At 47.1% G+C, this 18,285-nt stretch carries 19 protein-coding genes; 7 read left to right on the top strand and 12 right to left on the bottom strand.

All coding sequences use genetic code 11. The annotated features are described in order from the left end of the window. Nucleotides 1-35: 35 nt before the first annotated feature. The 3 genes from envZ to J2W69_RS12945 all read right to left on the bottom strand — a co-directional run bounded on the left by envZ (nucleotide 36) and on the right by J2W69_RS12945 (nucleotide 2,390). Entirely contained in the window at nucleotides 36-1,352 is a 1,317-nt protein-coding gene (envZ, locus tag J2W69_RS12955) for a two-component system sensor histidine kinase EnvZ (protein ID WP_310279171.1), read from the bottom strand. Then, a complete protein-coding gene (gene ompR / locus J2W69_RS12950) occupies nucleotides 1,353-2,078 on the bottom strand; it encodes an osmolarity response regulator transcription factor OmpR (protein WP_008897937.1) in 726 nt (241 codons plus the stop codon). A 108-nt stretch (nucleotides 2,079-2,186) separates the two neighbouring features. Further along, the gene (locus J2W69_RS12945; protein WP_310279168.1) at nucleotides 2,187-2,390 is read right to left on the bottom strand and encodes a hypothetical protein; all 204 of its coding nucleotides are present in this window, start codon (nucleotides 2,388-2,390) and stop codon (nucleotides 2,187-2,189) included. 300 nt (nucleotides 2,391-2,690) lie between these two features. Between J2W69_RS12945 and greB the strand changes: the two genes are divergently transcribed. From greB to J2W69_RS12930, 3 genes are all read left to right on the top strand, one after another. Beyond that, nucleotides 2,691-3,176 carry a transcription elongation factor GreB gene (gene greB, locus J2W69_RS12940; RefSeq protein WP_310279166.1) on the top strand — a complete coding sequence of 162 codons (486 nt, stop codon included), beginning with the start codon at nucleotides 2,691-2,693 and terminating at the stop codon, nucleotides 3,174-3,176. Between the two features lie 8 nt (nucleotides 3,177-3,184). Further along, the gene (locus tag J2W69_RS12935) at nucleotides 3,185-4,549 is read left to right on the top strand and encodes an aldehyde dehydrogenase family protein (protein ID WP_310279164.1); all 1,365 of its coding nucleotides are present in this window, start codon (nucleotides 3,185-3,187) and stop codon (nucleotides 4,547-4,549) included. A gap of 121 nt (nucleotides 4,550-4,670) precedes the next feature. Next, entirely contained in the window at nucleotides 4,671-6,998 is a 2,328-nt protein-coding gene (locus J2W69_RS12930; protein ID WP_310279162.1) for a Tex family protein, read from the top strand. 63 nt (nucleotides 6,999-7,061) lie between these two features. Here the strand turns inward: J2W69_RS12930 and J2W69_RS12925 are convergent, their stop codons facing one another. From J2W69_RS12925 to bioH, 3 genes are all read right to left on the bottom strand, one after another. Beyond that, complete coding sequence (locus J2W69_RS12925; protein ID WP_310279161.1) at nucleotides 7,062-7,937, bottom strand: putative metalloprotease CJM1_0395 family protein; 876 nt, start codon at nucleotides 7,935-7,937, stop codon at nucleotides 7,062-7,064. A gap of 9 nt (nucleotides 7,938-7,946) precedes the next feature. Beyond that, on the bottom strand, nucleotides 7,947-8,216 hold the full coding sequence (locus tag J2W69_RS12920; RefSeq protein WP_310279160.1) for an excinuclease ATPase subunit: 270 nt from the start codon (nucleotides 8,214-8,216) through the stop codon (nucleotides 7,947-7,949). A gap of 127 nt (nucleotides 8,217-8,343) precedes the next feature. After that, nucleotides 8,344-9,099, bottom strand: coding sequence for a pimeloyl-ACP methyl ester esterase BioH (gene bioH, locus J2W69_RS12915; RefSeq protein ID WP_310279158.1), 756 nt, complete (start codon nucleotides 9,097-9,099; stop codon nucleotides 8,344-8,346). 54 nt (nucleotides 9,100-9,153) lie between these two features. Between bioH and J2W69_RS12910 the strand changes: the two genes are divergently transcribed. Next, nucleotides 9,154-9,855, top strand: a complete 702-nt coding sequence (locus tag J2W69_RS12910; protein ID WP_310279156.1) for a ComF family protein — start codon at nucleotides 9,154-9,156, stop codon at nucleotides 9,853-9,855. Here the strand turns inward: J2W69_RS12910 and J2W69_RS12905 are convergent. Next, a complete protein-coding gene (locus tag J2W69_RS12905) occupies nucleotides 9,852-12,413 on the bottom strand; it encodes a M14 family zinc carboxypeptidase (protein WP_310279155.1) in 2,562 nt (853 codons plus the stop codon). The genes J2W69_RS12910 and J2W69_RS12905 overlap by 4 nt on opposite strands. Nucleotides 12,414-12,539: 126 nt before the next feature. Between J2W69_RS12905 and nfuA the strand changes: the two genes are divergently transcribed. Beyond that, nucleotides 12,540-13,118, top strand: coding sequence for a Fe-S biogenesis protein NfuA (gene nfuA / locus J2W69_RS12900; protein WP_008897947.1), 579 nt, complete (start codon nucleotides 12,540-12,542; stop codon nucleotides 13,116-13,118). A 68-nt stretch (nucleotides 13,119-13,186) separates the two neighbouring features. Beyond that, entirely contained in the window at nucleotides 13,187-14,194 is a 1,008-nt protein-coding gene (locus J2W69_RS12895) for a polysaccharide deacetylase family protein (protein WP_310279153.1), read from the top strand. Between the two features lie 77 nt (nucleotides 14,195-14,271). Here the strand turns inward: J2W69_RS12895 and J2W69_RS12890 are convergent, their stop codons facing one another. The 5 genes from J2W69_RS12890 to J2W69_RS12870 are packed head-to-tail and all read right to left on the bottom strand — an operon-like array spanning nucleotide 14,272 to nucleotide 18,012. Further along, the gene (locus J2W69_RS12890; protein WP_310279151.1) at nucleotides 14,272-14,910 is read right to left on the bottom strand and encodes an SCO family protein; all 639 of its coding nucleotides are present in this window, start codon (nucleotides 14,908-14,910) and stop codon (nucleotides 14,272-14,274) included. A gap of 15 nt (nucleotides 14,911-14,925) precedes the next feature. After that, complete coding sequence (gene cyoE / locus J2W69_RS12885) at nucleotides 14,926-15,831, bottom strand: heme o synthase (protein ID WP_310279149.1); 906 nt, start codon at nucleotides 15,829-15,831, stop codon at nucleotides 14,926-14,928. After that, nucleotides 15,824-16,804, bottom strand: coding sequence for a COX15/CtaA family protein (locus J2W69_RS12880; RefSeq protein WP_310279148.1), 981 nt, complete (start codon nucleotides 16,802-16,804; stop codon nucleotides 15,824-15,826). Before J2W69_RS12880 ends, cyoE begins: the two co-directional genes overlap by 8 nt. After that, complete coding sequence (locus J2W69_RS12875) at nucleotides 16,804-17,301, bottom strand: hypothetical protein (protein WP_310279146.1); 498 nt, start codon at nucleotides 17,299-17,301, stop codon at nucleotides 16,804-16,806. Before J2W69_RS12875 ends, J2W69_RS12880 begins: the two co-directional genes overlap by 1 nt. Continuing rightward, the gene (locus J2W69_RS12870; protein WP_310279144.1) at nucleotides 17,302-18,012 is read right to left on the bottom strand and encodes an SURF1 family protein; all 711 of its coding nucleotides are present in this window, start codon (nucleotides 18,010-18,012) and stop codon (nucleotides 17,302-17,304) included. A gap of 26 nt (nucleotides 18,013-18,038) precedes the next feature. Here J2W69_RS12870 and J2W69_RS12865 point away from each other — a divergent pair, with 26 nt between their 5' ends. Then, on the top strand, nucleotides 18,039-18,248 hold the full coding sequence (locus J2W69_RS12865; protein ID WP_310279143.1) for a DUF2909 domain-containing protein: 210 nt from the start codon (nucleotides 18,039-18,041) through the stop codon (nucleotides 18,246-18,248). Nucleotides 18,249-18,285: the final 37 nt, after the last annotated feature.

Genomic DNA, 18,285 nt, shown 5'->3' with positions numbered 1-18,285 from the left:
TATTTGATTAAAAAGGCTCCGCATTGGAGCCTTTTTTATGCCGTTTTGGTTGGGCTCACAGGCAAATACACTGTCACCACCAAGCCACCATAAGCATGGTTATGCATACTGATTTGACCATGGTGCATATCCACAATCTTTTTGATAATAGCTAAACCTAAACCTGAACCTCCACTGCCGCGGGCTGTATCCCCTTGGGCAAAAGGCTCAAACATACGCTGCATTTCATGTTCTGGGATACCAGGGCCATGATCCCGCACCTGCACATAGACCTTACGGCTGGCACGTTCTACACCAGTACTGACCTCAATCACACCTTCTGAATACTTCAGTGCGTTTTCTATCAGGTTATTCAGCACCCGTTTGATGGCAATGCGCCGCAGCGGCACCAGCGGTATTTGCTCATTCAGGTTGGCAATAATTTCACGTTTTTGCAGCCGGTCAGCGCTGATCTGCTCCTGCACCAACAGGTTTAAATCTTCTTCATCCAGTGCTTCTTCTTTGTGATGGCGAATGTAGTCAATAAACTGATCGATAATAGCGTTCATATCTTCGATATCACTGACAATACCGTCTTTGATCCAGCTATCCTGTTCACTGACCATTTCGCTGGCTAAACGAATACGGGTTAACGGAGTGCGCAAGTCGTGCGACACCCCAGCCATTAACAAAGCCCGGTCTTTTTCCAGTTGACTGATACCCTTGGCCATGCGGTTAAAAGCCTGAGTTACAGCGATAATTTCGGTAGAGCCATGTTCAGGCAAAGGGTCAGGCATTTCGCCCCGCCCGACTTTGAGAGCCGCCTGCTGTAACCCCTGCAAAGGCCTGTTCAGTTGCCTCGCAAATAACCAGCCACCCGCCACACTTAAGAAGCCAATCACAAAGACATAGATCTTCAGTGGCGAAAAGTCAGTTTCGTCCAGGCCACTTAAAGGCACCTTGACCCAATACTGCGGAGCCTGCGGCGGCTTCACCCAAAAGGCATAACTGCTTTGCTGAGCTATACGCACTTCAGCAGGCCCACCTAGTTCCAGTGACATTTCCTCAGAAAAATACTGATAAAAGCTGGCTTCGTTTAAGCCATTTAAGGGGGCTGTGGCATCGGTATAAACTTCTATGCCTGTGGCTTGCTGGAATCTCCTGGTCAGCTCTTCCGACAGCAGCACTTCGTTGTGCTCCACATCGATAAACACCACTTTAATTTGCTTAGCGATCAGATGGTTAATTTGCTGATAGCTGGGCTTAATCACGTAATAAACCACGGATAAATAAGACACCAGCTGATTGATCAGCAATAAAATCCCTATCAGAAAGACCGTCTGACCAAAAGCGCTGCGCGGAAACAAGCGCATTTAGCTGACAGCACCATCAGGCACAAAGACATAACCCAAACCCCAGACGGTTTGAATATAACGAGGGTTAGTAGGGTCGTCTTCCAGCATACGGCGCAGGCGTGACACCTGAACATCAATGCTGCGTTCCATCGCCGAATAATCACGGCCACGAGCCATATTCATTAATTTATCGCGCGACAAAGGTTCACGGGCATGACTGACCAACACTTTAAGTACAGCAAATTCACCACTGGTTAAAGGCATCAGCTCTTCACCTTTACGCATTTCGCGGGTCGCCAGATTAAACACAAAAGGACCAAACTTGACCTGACTTTCTTCAACTGATGGCGCGCCAGGTAACTCTTTGGATTTGCGGCGTAATACAGCACGAATACGGGCTAACAATTCACGAGGGTTAAAAGGTTTAGGCAGGTAATCGTCAGCGCCCATTTCCAGACCAATAATACGGTCCACTTCATCGCCTTTGGCGGTCAGCATAATGATAGGAATTTCGTTTTCCTGCTGGCGCAGTTTACGGCAAATGGATAAACCATCTTCGCCTGGCAACATCAGATCCAGCACCACTAAATGGAAGTTTTCGCGTTCCATTAAACGTTGCATCTGTTCGAAGTTGGCGGAGGTACGGACAATATAACCTTGCTCTACCAGATAACGTTCTAATAACGAACGTAATCTCATATCGTCATCTACTACTAAAATTTTTGTTGTTTCTTGTCCGAGCATATAAATCCCTCCACAGAATGAAGAGCACTATAAACGAAAAACCCGGAGCATGGAGGGCATGCGCCGGGTTCAGTTGTTACAAAGTTTGTCTGATTCGGTTTAAGCAACTTATTCAGGTTGCACCTTCTCTACTTTACGCAGTGGTGGATTCATCCAGACCACATGGCCAGTATGAGCACCCAGACGGGTTGAGTTTTCCTGTTTTTCTAAAGTCTCTTTATCAATCACATAAGCGTAATCTGCTGTAGAGCTGCACCCTGTCATCACAAGAGCCATAGCAAGGACTATCAGACCTGTTAATTTTGCTTTCATTGTTGGCCTCCTTTATTAAGCACATTTTCACTATAGTTGGCCCCGCCAAATTCGCCTAGCATATTTTTGTTACATCTAAATGACAGCAGGCAAATAGTTTGGATTATTTTTCAATCAATGCATAAACAATTGATTTTTAATGGCTTTAGTTGATTTATTTAATTGCAGGAAAAAATAATATTTTTAAGCCGTGGGCTTATCTATTGAAATTCATCGCCTTCTCTTTCCACTTCGCCGTTAAATGGTTATAAAGTCGAACCAGAACAAAGATCCTTATTCTTACGATCAACACCGGATAGCATGAGTAAAACAGAATTAGTCACCCGCGAAGGTTATGAAGCCTTGCAACAGGAATTGAACCATTTATGGCGGGAAAAACGCCCCGATACCACAGCCAAAGTGTCATGGGCGGCCAGCCTGGGCGATAGATCGGAGAATGCAGACTATAAATACAACAAACAGCTTTTGCGTGAAATAGACCGAAGGATCAGATACTTACGCAAGCGCCTTGAAGTTATTAAAGTAGTGGATTATGCGCCCCAGCAGGAAGGGCGTGTGTTTTTTGGTGCCTGGGTGGAAATTGAAAATAATGAAGGTGAGCAACTGACCTTCCGGATAGTTGGGCCTGATGAAATTTATGGCCGCAATGACTATATCTCTATCGACGCTCCTATGGCCCGCGCTTTGATCAAAAAACAAGTGGATGATGAAGTGCAAGTCCCCACTCCCACCGGCATCAAAGAATGGTGGATTAACAAAATCTGGTATCCGCAAGCCAAAGGCTAAGGTGTGTTATGTATCAAGAGTTATTAAGTCAACAACAAGAGTTCTTTGCCAGCGGCGTGACTAAAAGCCTGAGTTGGCGCAAGCAGCAATTAAAGCAGTTGCAGTTGTTACTGACCGCCCACGAAACTGAGTTATTGCAGGCGTTGCAGCAGGATTTAGCCAAACCAGCCTTTGAAGCGCTGTTGAGTGAAATCAACTATCTGCACAGCGATATCAAACATTGCCTGAAAAAACTAAACAGCTGGGCCAGACCACGCCGGGTGAGTACAGGCTTACGTACTTTTCCTTCGATGGCATTTGTGCAGCCTGAACCTTATGGCTCTGTGCTTATTATCAGCGCCTGGAACTACCCGCTGCAGCTGGCGTTAGCACCTTTAGTGGCAGTGTTATCGGCTGGCAACTGCGCTGTAGTAAAACCTTCTGAGTTAGCACCCGCTACATCGGCCATTATGGCCCGTTTGCTGCCTTTGTATCTGGATCCACAAGCTGTGGTGGTGGTGGAAGGTGGTGTGCCTGAAACCACAGAGCTTTTGAAACTGCCTTTTGATCATATTATGTACACAGGCAATGGGCAGGTTGGCAAAATTGTACTGCGCGCCGCCGCCGAACATTTAACGCCTGTGACCTTAGAATTGGGGGGTAAAAGCCCGGTTTATGTCGACAACAGCGCCGATTTAAAGCTGACGGCCCAGCGTATTGCCTGGGGTAAATGGCTGAATGCAGGCCAAACCTGTATAGCGCCGGACTATATTCTGGCGCATAAAGATATCTGTCAGGCGCTGGCTGAAGAAATTAAAGCGCAGCTGCAACAGATGTATGGCGCGGATCCTAAGCTCAGCCCGGATTATGGCCGCATGATCAACACACGTCATTTGCAGCGGGTGCAAGCTTATCTGGATGGCGTAGCAGTGTATTGTGGTGGTGTGACTGATGCCGGGCAGCTGTATTTCAGCCCTACGCTAGTGTTGGACCCACCGCTTGACAGCCGCCTGATGACAGAGGAAATTTTTGGCCCTGTGTTGCCAATACTTTCTATCAACAGTTTTGACGCCGCAGTGCGTTTTGTGCAAAAACGCGATAAGCCACTGTCTGCCTACTTGTTCAGCAATAACAGCACTCATCAGCAACAATGGGTAGAACAGATCAGCAGTGGCAGTCAGTGTATTAATGATGTACTGATGTTTATGGCGGTGTCTGAGCTGCCTTTTGGTGGCGTAGGTCCCAGTGGTATGGGGCAATATTCAGGCAAAGCAGGTTTTGAGCAGTTCAGTCATCTGAAGTCAGTGCTGAAACGCCCGCTTTGGCCTGAACCGCCGGTACGTTTTGCCCCTTACGCAGAGTGGAAACGTAAGGTGTTGGGCTGGCTAAGTTAAGCGCTCAGCGTTTTGCTATTGGATTTTTTGGCCTTAACAGTGGACAATTGCCGCAATTGATATGAACCAGTCTGGCTTTTACTTCTGGTAAAGCCGCCAGCTGCTAAGGAAGCTTTAAGTTATGTCTATGATCATTAAACAAATTGCTCTGGAAATTTCAGCACGCCCTGAGCAGGTTGCCGCCGCTATTCAACTGATGGACGAAGGTGCTACTGTGCCTTTTATCGCCCGTTACCGTAAAGAAGTGACAGGTGGCCTGGATGATACCCAGTTGCGTAACCTGGATGTGCGTTTAACGTATTTGCGGGAACTGGAAGACAGACGTCAGGTGATTATCAAAACCATAGACGAACAAGGCAAGCTGACTCCGGAACTGAAGCAGGAGTTATTAGCAGCGGACAATAAAACCCGTTTAGAAGATTTGTATTTACCTTACAAAGCTAAACGCCGCACTAAAGGCCAAATTGCGATTGAAGCAGGTTTAGAGCCTTTAGCCGACGCTTTATTTAACGACCCAAGCCTGGTACCTGAGCAACAAGCGGCTAATTACTTTAATGCCGAAGCAGGTTTTGCTGACACTAAAGCTGTGCTGGATGGTGTGAAATACATTCTGATGGAACGTTTTGCTGAAGATGCAGCTTTGCTGGCCAAGTTACGCCGTCATTTAAGCCAAAACGCTGTGCTGAAAAGCAGCATGGTGGCGGGCAAAGAGCAGGAAGGCGCCAAGTTCCGCGATTACTTTGAACACAAAGAATCCTTTAAATCTGTGCCATCACACCGCGCTCTGGCGATGTTCCGTGGCCGTAACGAAGGTATTTTAAATCTGCAATTACAGCCAGATGCCGATGATGCTTCTGCTCATGCAGTCTGTGAGCAAATGATTGCCAATCATTTTGATGTACGCCAGCAAGGCCGCGCCGCCGATGACTTCCTGCGTACTGCTGTGCAGTGGACCTGGAAAGTAAAATTACACCTGCATTTAGAAAATGATTTATTAAGTGAATTACGGGAGCAGGCCGAAGAAGAAGCCATTAAGGTATTTGCCCGTAACTTAAAAGACTTATTAATGGCCGCCCCTGCCGGTATGCGCGCTACATTAGCGCTGGACCCTGGCTTACGCACTGGTGTAAAAGTGACGGCTATTGATGAAACCGGCAAGCTGGTGGATCAAACCACTATATTCCCGCATGCACCACAAAATCACTGGGACAAGTCAGTCCGCACTTTAGCTGCTTTAGCCAAACAACATAAAATTGAGCTAATTGCTATTGGCAACGGCACGGCTTCGCGGGAAACCGACAAGTTAGCCGCCGATGTGATCAAACTGCTGCCAGAACAAAACATCAGCAAAATTATGGTGTCAGAAGCTGGCGCTTCGGTGTATTCAGCCTCTGAGCTGGCATCACAGGAATTCCCGGATCTGGATGTGTCTTTACGTGGTGCTGTGTCTATAGGCCGACGTTTGCAGGACCCGTTGGCTGAACTGGTGAAAGTTGAGCCTAAAGCTATAGGTGTTGGGCAGTATCAGCACGACGTCAACCAAAGCTTGCTGGCCAAGTCACTGGATGCGGTAGTGGAAGACTGTGTAAACGCCGTGGGTGTGGATTTAAATATGGCTTCAGTGCCTTTATTGTCCCGCGTCGCTGGTTTAAACAAAACTCTGGCACAAAATATCGTGGTGTACCGTGATACCCATGGTCGTTTCCAGCAGCGTAAAGATTTACTCAAAGTAGCCCGTTTAGGCCCTAAAGCTTATGAACAGGCCGCCGGTTTCCTGCGTATTAACAAAGGTTATGATCCGCTGGACTCGTCTTCTGTTCACCCTGAAGCTTATCCTTTAGTGGAAAAAATTCTGGCGAAATTTGGTCAACCAATAGAGCAATTGCTAGGCAACAGCGCTTTCTTAAAAGGCCTGAACCCGGCTGAATTTGTTGACGAACATTTTGGTTTACCTACAGTAGAAGACGTCATTAAAGAGCTGGATAAACCAGGCCGTGACCCTCGCCCTGAATTTAAAACAGCTGTGTTTAAAGATGGCGTAGAAACCATGGCCGATTTAAAACCTGGCATGTTACTGGAAGGTGTAGTCACCAACGTCACCAATTTTGGCGCTTTTGTTGATATAGGTGTGCATCAGGATGGTTTAGTGCATATTTCCTCTTTAACCGACAAGTTTGTCTCAGACCCACATCAGGTGGTCAAAGCAGGCGATATTGTCAAAGTCAAAGTACTGGAAGTAGAACTGGACCGTAAGCGTATAGCTCTGACCATGCGGATGGACGAACAACCTGCAGTGAAAGGCGCTGGTGGAGCGGGTAAAGAGGCGTCACGCTCTGGCTCAACTCAGTCTAAAGCAGCTAAGCCAGCTAAGCCAGCTAAAACAGCTGAAGTGCCAAATGCAGCTATGGGTGATGCTTTTGCTCAGGCTTTTGCCAAATTTAAAAAGTAGTTTTTTTACCGTCATAAAACAAAGGCCGGGAATTCCCGGCCTTTGTTTTATCTGTATTTGCTGTTATGCCATTTGCAACAAAGGGCGCTCTGCTGGCATGGTGGCTTTGGCATAAAAACCTGAAATAACATCCGCTCTTAATGTCATCAGCGGATCACGTTGCAAAGACTCAAACTGAGGCACAGCAAAATCACTCTGATTGCTTTCAGACACTTCATAGGGTTCCCATCCAGTGTCAGATAACACTGAACTTTGAGATACCTGTTCTGATCGGGTTCTGACCATTTCCGCAATTTCTGCGGTCAAATCAGCCTGAGCTTCCATTAAAGTCCGGCTGGCCTGTGCTGCTACAGAGCGATCTGCACCTGAAGGTTCAGCTGGCGCCAAGGCTGCGGCTTTCACCTGCTGCATTTTCTGGATGGTAGCGCGGGGGTCATTCGGAATCTCTGAGATATCAATACGGACTTCACCGCCTACCGCATACTGCTGACCATCTGGGCCTGTTTCGTATTCGTAGCTTGGAGCACTGGCATACTGACCACCAATAGCAGCATGCGCCTGTTCATGAATTTTTACTTCCCGATCACGGGCTTTTAATTCAGCAATACGTTTTTGTTCAGCCTGTTCTTCTTTTTGCTGCTGTGGGTCATCTTCTTGCTGACCGGAAGAATTTTGTTTGTTTTGCTCTGAATCAGACTGTTGTTCTTTTTCCACTACGGCCTGACGGTACTCCAGACCTTTGGTTTTCACGTCTTCATAAGTAGAAGTGTTGCCATTGCGGCTTTTTTCATCTGCCATCAGGCCTTTTTCAGCGGCAGAGCGTTCCATAGCGGCAACAGGTTCTATCACTTCACGGCGCAGGTTATCGCGCCGGGCCATATCCATAGCCGGATTACCAGTGTGCAATGGCACATTTGGATAATTCGAAGTGAGTAACATAAAAGCCTTTTACACCCTTAAATCAATAATAGAACCCAACATCTCGTCAGCGGTTTTTACCGACTTCAGATTGGCTTCAGCGTTAATTTGTTCACTACCTAAGGTCACCAGACTTTGCTCCATCGATGGGCCAGTCCTTGACTCGACCGGAGTTTCCAGTGCCCGCTGATTGCTGCTTTGAGCAGCTTGCTGATTTATATTGACGGTTGCTTCAGTCACAGCGTCAGATGCACGCTGAAAGCCCTGAAAACCGCTCGCAAAGGCAGAACTGATTTCCATCATGACCTCGTTGACTAATTAAACTGACCAATTGAACTGAGTAATTATTAGCCATTTTTTGGAAAAACGAAAGGCCGGCGGCAAGTATTTGCCGCCAAAATGCAGTTTTTTCTAATTTAGTGAAGATTTATGGCGAAACATGTGGGGATAACAGGGAAACAAACTCCTCTTGATGCGAAATAAAAGGCGCGTGTGAGGCTCTTTGCAGTATCTCCAGCTGCAATCCTGGCCGCAAATTTTGCAGTAAAGGCGCTATAGCAACAGGCACTAAAGAGTCTAAACGGCCCAAAATGATAAAAACAGACTGAGTTAAGGCGGCAAATTCCTGCCGCAAATCTAAACTCGCTAATAACTCCAACCCGCCTTGCAAGGCGAAAGCTGATGGTAAAGGCACACTCAGCACAGCCTGTTTTAACAGTTTAATGTCCTGTCGTGCCGTACTGCTGCCCATTGCCTGAATAGCCAAAAAACGCTCCACTGTTAAAGCCAGATCCTGCTGCAATTGCACGGCAAACTGCTGCATCACCCTGCTTTGCATACCAGGCCAATTGTCTTTGGCCATAAAACAAGGCGAACTGGCTATTAAGCCCAGCTTTTTCACTTTATGCGGGTATCGGCTGGCTAAAGCTATAGCCAGCAAACCACCTAATGACCAGCCGATGACGATACTTTGATCCGGGATTTGGTCGGCCAGCACAGCTAAAACACTGTCGAGATCATAAGAGGCTGGGCAAGGTGATAACCCAAAACCAGGTAAATCCGGCGTGTGAACAGCAAGATCCTTTGGCAAAGCCTGCAGCAACTGAGACCAGACCTGATGGTTTAAACCCCAGCCATGCAATAACACCAGCGGGTTTTGGGTAAATTTTGTTTGTTCTGTCATCAGCTCGGCCATACTTAGTGTTATGTCTGGCCTTTTATCAAAGCAGGGATGCAGATGCAAGCGACTTTATTGCAGCAACTGGTACATCTGCTGGCTCCCAATTGTTGTTTATGGTGCCATATGCAGGTGCAGCAAGCACAAACCCAGCTTTGTGACTATTGCCACGGCCATTTACCCCAGCTGGATTTAAGCTGGGTGGATCACAATGCCTTGTTATTGCCTGATGTCGCCAAAGGTTTGCCCAGAGTAAAGTTTGACAGACTCTATAGCCTGAGTTGGTACAGGCAACCTTACAAACACTGGATCAGCAGCTGGAAGTTTCAGCAACAGCATGCTGCGGGTGAATTGTTACGCCAGCTGTTTTACCAGCAGGCACTGCTTTATCAACAACAAGGTGGGGATTTACCTGATTGCATCAGCTATACCCCTATCTCGGTAAAAAGGCTGCAGGAGCGGGGCTTTAATCAGGCAAAGTTATTGGCGTCGGAACTGGCACAAGCCTGGCAGATACCCTGCCTGAGTTTATTTCAAAGCCCGGATTTAGTGCCTCATCAGATAGGCTTAAACCGCAGGCAACGACTGGATAACTTAAAAGGGAAAATTCAGCTGCAGCACGCTGCTTTACCCAGGCATATAGTATTGGTAGACGATGTGATCACCACAGGAGCCACGCTGGATTATCTAAGCAGTTTGCTCAAAGCCAAAGGAGTCCAGACCGTCAGTGTCTGGACTCTGGCTATTACCAGGGCGTTTTAATGGGCTTCTTCTTCGTCGTTAGTTGCGTCTTCACCTTCGCCATCGGACGACTCGGCACTGAACATTTTGCCAAAAAACAAAGCATTCACTAACAAGCGACTGGAACCAACAAAATAACCACGAAACACCGGATTATCTGTCATAGCAATCACCCTGCCATCCCCGTGATTATGTGCCATTAAAGCTGCACCATCTGCAATACGACTGACGTATTCAGGCGCTGTATAACCTGCTAATTGAGGTTTATCTGTATACAACGCCACGTTGATAAAGGGCTCTCCACTGGGGGCCAGTAAAAAAGTGCCATTTTTAAACACAGCTAAGTCTTTGCGGTTGATACCAAAAGTTAAGGGATGGCTTAAATCCAGTTCGGTCTGGTAGATAGCACCGGCAATACGGCGCTGACCGGCCAGACTTTCTTTATCGGCATAACTTAATTGCTGATCTGAAATCAGCATCGCCATATCAGCCGAAGTCCAGGCTTTTGCTTTGAGCAAACCTGCTCGCACCAGGAATGCGGCGCCCCCTCTATGCCCCCACAATACACCGCCTTTTTTCGCCCACTGATTGAGCTGCTGTTGCTCTTTTTGCTGCAGGCTGTTGTAGCTGCCGTCCGGCAGAATAATGTGAGTGTAACGGGATAAATCGACCCGACCTAAACGTTGAGGCTCAATCAAACTGGGGGAAATGCCCGCCAGTTTTTCCAGATTAAACCAGACTTCACCCGCTTCGGTGGAATTCACATCAGGACCGGCCACCAACAATACGTTCGGCTTAGTGACAGGCACAAAACCATTGCTGCCTAAATCCTGCCCCTTAGTCGTCAAACCAGAAGTTAAAGCTGTGATGCTTAAACCTACCTGCTGCTGCGCTTTGCCAAGCCGTTCAAACCAGTTGTTGTGTTGTTGCAAGCCGGCAGCAATAACAATAGCTCCGGCACTAAAAGCCTGCTCACCATCAGCGGTTTTGGCGAAAAAGGCTTTACTGGCGGCACGTACGACCACACCTTGTTCTAACAGCGCCTGAGTTAACAAAGGTGCTTTTTGATCGGTCCAGTCAAAAGCATAGGCATAAGCGCCAGCAGATGGCATCAGCGCTGATTCGGATTGAGGCAGCCATGGCTCGTTAGCCACTCCTGCTGGTTTACGCGCTACGGTACTGAATTCAATATTAAAAGCATAAGGCAAAGTCCAGGCTGAAACGTCATAAAAAGTGTTGTCCTGGAAGTTGGTCTGGGTACTGAACGCCGCTTTTAATAACAAATACTGGCTCTGTTGCAACGGAATATAATAAGCCTGACCTTTTTGATAAGTCTGGCCTTTATGTTGCCAGCGATCATTGATTGGATAGGCTTTGATCTGATGCTGTTTTAATAAGTTTAATAAGCCGGCTAATCTGGTTTTATCTTCAGCCTCTGCAATCACATAACCCGCTACAGAGTCTTCCGCAGCCAAACGTTGTGACTCCTGCACAAAAGCTTTCTGATAGCTTTGCAGTGCTTTCTTTTGTGCTACTGAACCCCGCAAGGTCGATAGCGACACAATATATTGGTTTTCAATGGTTTTACTAAAAGATAAAGGACCATTGATACTGTCCTGCAGGTGACCGCGACTACTGGCCTGTTCAAATAAAATACCCACACTGGCATTGACGTCAGGGTAAGTAGAGCCTTTACCTACATAAAAATCATCAAAACTTTCTTCGGTGTAATACAGACGGCCTTTTTTATCCAAAGCTGCAGCATGGTAATCGGCAATTTTAGCGGTCAGTTGCTGATTGGCTTTTGGTGTTAAAGGATAAGTACGGGTCGGAATGCCGGGTTGGAAAAAAAAGGTGGTGTTAGGCCCCATCTCATGGAAATCACCCACTACAGCAGGACGCCATTTATAAAACTGGCTGATACGGGCCTGACTTTCAGGATGCTCCAGCGGTAACCAGTCCCGGTTTAAGTCAAACCAATAATGGTTAGGACGGCCATTTGGCCAGGGTTCTATATGTTCGCGGCTTTGTGAGTCAGCCACAGGCGCTTTGCCTTTGTGCATATTGGACCAATTGGCAAAACGATCTAAACCATCCGGATTTAAGCTGGGTTGGATCAGAATCACTGTATTCTTCAGCCAGTCCTGTACTTCGGCATCTGTACTGGTGAGTAAATGATGGGCAACCTGCACTGAAGCGTTAGGGCCGCTGGATTCATTGCCATGTACGCCATAACCTAACCAAATCACCAGAGGCAGTTCGTCTGTCAGTTCAGTGCCCACAGACAACTGCGCCAGATGTTGTACGCGGATTTGTTCCAGCTTTTTTAAGTTTTCAGCGGAAGAAACAATAAGCTGCAATACAGGTCTCTGTTCATGGGTATAACCTATCACTTCAAGCTGGGCTTTATCTGAAGTTGCGGCCAGTTGCTGGAAATACATTTGAATTTGATCATGGCGCAAATGCCACTCGCCCACAGGATAACCAAAAAATTGTTGTGGGCTTTGTGGTGCTGCCATTGAGAACTGGCTGCACAACCCCAATACTAAAGCACTGATGATAGTTGTTATTTTGTACATTGTTTGTCTCCCTTTCTGGCTGCTACCTTAGCAATAAAAAGTCAGGCCCGACAAGCGGGGCTGGCAAGGTACAGGAAGTCAGAGTATCATAGCCATTAACCTAGTAATTTAGTCAGGTACTACCACATGATCACCATTTCAGAACAGGCGCAGAGCCATTTTCGTAAACTGCTGGAAAAACAGGCCGCCGGTACTCATATCCGCGTATTTGTGGTCAACCCGGGCACTGTTTCTGCGGAATGTGGTGTGTCTTACTGCCCTGCCGATGCGGTAGAAAGCACAGATTTAGAGCTGCCATTTGAAGGTTTTATGGCAATCGTTGATGCTGAGAGCAAACCTTTTTTAGTGGACGCCGAAATTGATTTTGTCACCGATCAAATGGGTTCTCAGCTGACGTTAAAAGCGCCAAACGCCAAAGTGCGTAAGGTGAACGACGACGCTTCACTGAAGGAAAAAGTGCAATACGTGATAGATGCAGAAATTAATCCTCAGTTGGCGAACCATGGTGGTCGTGTTTCCGTAGTTGAACTGACAGAGGATGGTGTTGCAGTACTGCAATTTGGTGGTGGTTGTAATGGCTGTTCCCAGGTTGATTTAACCTTAAAAGAAGGCATTGAAAAAGAACTGCTGCAACGTTTTGCCGGTGAATTAACAGCGGTACGTGATGTGACTGATCACCAGCGTGGTGAGCATTCTTATTACTGATGTATGCTATAGACAAGCTAAAGAGGCCACTTGATGTGGCCTTTATTGTATTCAAAAGGAGTTCACAGATGAGATTTCTGGCCTGTTTGTTGGTTTTACTGAGCTTTCCAAGCTTCGCCGCTGTTATTTTGCAGTACCACCATGTCAGCACTCAGACTCCCCGCTCCACCAGCGTAACGCCTGAAGAATTCCGTGTTCATTTGCAGTATTTAAAAGACCACAAGTATCAGGTGATTGGGCTTGATACCTTGTTAGAGCAACTTCAAAACGGCAAAGAGCCGGCCGACAATGCCGTAGTGATCACTTTTGATGATGGTTTTGACAATATTTACCATCAGGCTCACCCTATTCTGCAGGAGTTTGATTTTCCTTATACAGTGTTTTTAAGCCCGGCTTTAATAGACCGCAAAGAAGGCCCTGTATTAAGTTGGCCGCAGATCAAACAACTGCATGATGATGGAGTCATCATCGCCAACCACAGCTCTTACCATGCCCATCTGGCGAAGCCCAATAAAGGCGAAAGCAAAGCAGAGTGGCTGAAACGGGTGAAAACCGATATTTTGCTGGCGCAAACTCAGTTAGAACAACAGCTGGGCATCAAACATAAGTGGCTGGCTTACCCATATGGCGACTTTAGTGTTGAGCTGGAGCAGATGGTCAAAGACCTGGGCTTTATTGGCATAGGCCAGCAATCCGGCGCTGTGGGCTTAAACAGTCTGATGACCCGCCTGCCGCGTTATCCGTCCTCCAGTCAGTATGCAGCGTTAAAACACTTTATACCTAAGTTAAAAACCCTGGCTTTGCCGGTAAAAACCTATATAGCAGCAGACCCGGTGAAAGGCCCTAATCCACCCACTCTGACGCTACAAATCGACAGCTCAGATTTTAAACCCAGCCAGTTGAATTGTTTTAGCAATGGCGAACCGATCAAAGTCACCTGGCTAAAACCGGATACCTTTAGTGCTAAAGCGGGCCAAAAGCTAAAAACCAGCCATAAACGCTATAACTGCACAGCGCCTTCGTTAAGTAAAAAGGGCTATTTCTACTGGTACTCCCAGCCTTGGGTGATGGATTAACACAACGTTGTAATGCCTTCGGCGATTACAACCTACAAAGGTAGGATGCAGTCGCCCAAAGGGCACTGCATCAATTGTTATTCAGCCGTCGCTGCGATCACCAAAGGATAATCCGCTAAAAACTGCTGGTTATTGATTAGCGGCACTGCACCTGCTTTCATTTCTGGTTTAAACATAGCCACTACTGCGCCTTGTGGATTGAGCAGCGCTAAGCTGGCACTGTGATCGACGGTATAACGATCTTCTGTACCTTCATTAATGGCGTACATCAATCCCAGTTGGCGGATAAAAGGAAATAAGTCTTTGTGTTCGGCTGTTCTGGCTTTGATGGGGGCCTGATTAAAGTAGCTAATGTACTGGGCTAGTTGCTCTGGTGTATCTCGTTTTGGGTCAACAGACACAAACCAGATTTCCAGTGGTTCCGGTGTCAGCTTAACTAAATCCTGATACATACCAGCTAACTTCGCCATAGTCATAGGGCAAATATCAGGGCAATGGGTGTAGCCGACAAAAATCAGCGTCCAATGCCCCTGCAAATCCTTTAAACCCACTGGCTGATTTTGCTCATCCAGCAAATTAAAGTCAGTTAAAGCTCTTGGGCTTGGGTAGACCAAAGCAGCCACAGGCTCTGCTGTAGTGGATTTAAAACTGGCAGATAACCACACACCCGCCGCCAATGCGATTACCGCTACCAGACCCCATAACCACTTCTGCATACAACCCTCTTGCTGTTAAAGCGCTGATATAAACCAATAATGGTCCAGCAACAATACCAAAAATAACACCATCAGATGCCAAATCGAAAATTTAAAAGTGGCCATAGCAGTTTCAGGTTTGGCGTTAAACTTCAGTTGCCAGGCGTACCAGATAAAACCTAAATTCAGCACTGTACTGCCCAGCAGATAAACTGCTCCTGTCATACCCACTAAATAAGGCAATAAACACACCAGAAACAGCACCAGGGTATAAAGGAAAATAGCACTTTTGGTGAACTCAATGCCGTGGGTCACAGGCAACATCGGCATATTTACTTTGGCATAATCATCCCGACGATGTATAGCCAATGCCCAGAAATGCGGTGGGGTCCAGGTGAAGATAATCATCACTAATAGAAGCGCATGAGCATGCACTTCAGCCGTCATAGCTGTCCAGCCCAGCAGCGGCGGCATAGCGCCAGCTAAACCTCCAATTACAATATTCTGCGGCGTCGCTCTTTTTAAAAACATGGTGTAGACCACCGCATAACCAAACAAGCTGGCGAGGGTCAACCAGGCTGTCAGTGGATTCACTGCAATAAACAACAGCAGAAAACCAACACCAGCCAACAACAGTGAAAACTTGATTGCCTGAGTTGTGGATAAACGGCCACGGGCAACGGGTCTGTTGTAGGTGCGGGCCATTTGTGCGTCAATACGCTGATCCACTATATGATTCATGGCTGCAGCTGCGGCCGACAATAAGCCTATACCTATAGTTGCCGCTATCATCAGGCCTAACTTAGGTAAACCGGGCTGTGCCAGCATCATACCTACCCAGGCTGTCAGCACTAAAAGCGCCACCACTTTAGGTTTGGTCAGTTGGTAATAATCGCGCCATTGCTGGCTGTAGTGTTGGGGTAACGACAGAACTTTAAGCATAAGCAGACTCCTTGTTTCTGTGCAGTTGATACCCAATGACCACCAGACACATGACTAAATTGGCCGCCACAAAGTTATGTGCCACCGCATTACCCAAAGGCAAATGCAGTACTACATTGGCAAGCCCCAAACTAAATTGCAGCAGCAAAAGTGCCAGTACAGCGAAAGCTAATTTTTTCAGCACACCTGAACTGCTACGCCATAAAGCTATGGCATAAGCAGCCACCACCACCAAAGTAATCACAGCCCCTATGCGGTGCATCACATGCACTGTAGCGCGTGCACTTTGGCTCATCACGCCGTATTCGTAGTTGTCATAACCCAGATGTAAAGAAAAGGCTTCATCAAAATTAAGCTGATTAGTCCAGCCTGGCTCACAGACAGGTAACTGAATACAGGACAAGGCGGCATAATTAGCTGCAGTCCAGCCGCCCAACGCAATTTGCGCTGCCAGCACCAGCAATACGGGCCAAAACAACAGCTTCAGGCTTTGTTTCACCACTGTGACCGGAGCTGGGTGTAATTGCCACCAGTACAAAGCCAATAAGGAAAGCAGCGTAAAACCACCCAACAAGTGCCCCATTACTATCACTGGATGCAAAGCTAAAGTGACGGTCCACATGCCTAAGGCTGCCTGAAAAACCACCAAAGTCAACAATAAGGACGGCAACACCACGCGTTTGTGCTTCAGACTGAACAGGAAAATCGCCAGAATAAGTAAGCCCAAAGTACCGGCAAAATAGCGGTGGATCATTTCATTCCAGGCTTTATGACTTTCCAGCGGTCTGTCCGGGTACAAAGCCTGAGCTTGCTCTATATGATGAGCTTGCTGTGGTACCTTTAAAAAACCGTAACAACCTGGCCAGTCAGGGCAACCTAGACCTGCATCGGTCAGGCGGGTATAAGCACCCAGAAGAATAACCAGCATGGTCAATACTATGGAGCTGGTGACAAGATGTTTCAGGGCTTTCATTACAGCCCCCTGTCGTATTTCAGCAGCTTATTTAAATCGGTCAGAATAGCCTTGCCTGTTTGCACCATCTGAGTTTTATCTTCCGCCACCGGATAAGTCATTAATGCCAGACCGTGCATGTCTACCAGCACCAGTTGTTGCTGCAGGCTATCTACCCCGGCAGGCAGAGGCTGCCACTGCAGCACTTGAGGTTTGTTACCTCCTGTTTGCCATAAATCCAGATGCTGCTGCTTACGGCCAAGAGCAGTATAAACTTGCTGCATGCCATAGTGTGCGTTTTGGCAAAGCGTTGTGCACTCTGATTCATTGGTGACATACACCAGTCGCCAGTGCACATCGCCGCTGGCTGCCGGTAACAGTATAATTTCTTCCTTCAGCCACTGGCCTTTGTTGGTGGTGGCGCTGCCAAACCAGCCCAAAGATAAAAATGCCTGAGCAAAAGCCAAAGGCAATAAAGAACACAACAAAAACAGCACTAAAAACTTCTTCTTGGCCATTTAAAGCTCCTTTTTCGACATAAACCAGGCCACCACTACAACTGCTATAGCCAGCAATAACCATTGCAATGCATAAGCCCGGTGTTTTTCCGGTGGCATCACTACCGCTTTGTAGTGATACAGATAAGGGGATTTGTATTGATAAAGCAAAGCAGGATACAGCTCCTGGCCTAATACTTTGGACAATTCAGCGGGTTCGACTTGTTGCATACGTTGTGGCCAAAGACCGGTTTCTTCCAGATTCAGACCCAGCCTGAAACCTTTTAATTCGGTACGTAACAATCCGGCCATCTCAAATTCGGTGGGAATATCCAGTTCAGGCAACTGATCGCGACTCATGGGCGCTTCAACCCAACCTAAATTCACCAATAAAGCTGGCCCCTGATTGGATACCAGCACAGGGATCACTACGTCATAACCCGGTTTGCCCTGGATCAGTTGATTGTCTAACAACCAGACTGCAGGTTTTAACCAAACCGCTTTGCCTTGAAGTTCCAGCCCATCCAGTTGTTCAATTGGCGTAGAGGGCAAGTCAGTCCAACGAACCGGGCCTTGCTGCTGCGCGCTATGCAATTGATCCAACTGAGTTTGTTTATATTCGGCTCGTTGCCATTGCCAGTAACTTAACTTGATCAATAAGACAAAAGCAGCCAGAGTACACAAAGCCAGCAGCCAGTGTCGGGATAAATGGGCAAACGGCTGAGCTTGCATCTTACAACCAGCCTTCGTGAGGTTTTATGTGGATTAAACTTTTACTCATTGCACTACTGCTCTTTATTGTTTTTAATTTATTTCGTGCTTTATATCTGATGCTGAAAAATGATGAAAATCAGCCCAGTATGTCTACATTTTTAGGTCGCCGCGTCATGTGGTCGGCCGTTGTGTTAATAGCTGTGATCCTTGCCTTGCAATTTGGTTTGATTACGCCCCACAACAGACCTTATTAGAGGCAATAAAGCGGGCCATTAGATCCGGCCCGCCATC

Origin of the sequence: Rheinheimera soli, from assembly GCF_031457405.1 — a bacterium.
Classification (GTDB): domain Bacteria; phylum Pseudomonadota; class Gammaproteobacteria; order Enterobacterales; family Alteromonadaceae; genus Pararheinheimera; species Pararheinheimera soli_A.
The sequence above is the reverse complement of the archived record's forward strand: the minus strand, read 5'-3'. Positions and strand labels throughout refer to the sequence as shown.